This window comes from Sporosarcina sp. P29, assembly GCF_002743265.1.
Taxonomy (GTDB): Bacteria; Bacillota; Bacilli; order Bacillales_A; family Planococcaceae; genus Sporosarcina.
Map to the genome: position 1 here is coordinate 1 of NZ_PDYX01000110.1, position 408 is coordinate 408.

1 protein-coding gene is annotated in these 408 nt (G+C 29.9%); it reads right to left on the reverse strand.

Features of this window, described 5'->3' with window-relative positions; genetic code table 11:
• Positions 1 to 236 (reverse strand): glycosyltransferase family 4 protein (locus CSV68_RS17095; protein ID WP_143561032.1); only part of this gene is annotated, 236 nt, incomplete at its 3' end.
• Positions 237 to 408 lie beyond the last annotated feature (172 nt).

Here is a 408-nt window from a genome sequence, read left to right on the forward strand (position 1 = left end):
CATACTTCCTCATTCTTTTGGTATCTTCCTTTAATCGATACATTATGTATCTCTTTTTCTTTTACATATTGTTCAATGTCTTCATTAATCATTCCATCGCCATGAAATTTCAAAAAGTAGTCAGGGTTATTTTGCAGTTCATGGATCAATTGAAGATTGACATCTAAGTTTGTAATAGTGCCAACGTATGAGATGTTTAGCGGTCTTCCAACTGATTTCAAAATCGGTCGTTCCAACTTCCCTATATTTTTCACGGTTGTATTATGATTAATAACATATTTCGAACTTGTAGGTAGCCACTCTTTATATCCTGGAGATGAAATAGTAGTAAAAAAAGAAGAATCAATGGATTTTTTTATAGTAAATAATTTTAACGACTTATTATAATCTCTAATATCCATAATATAA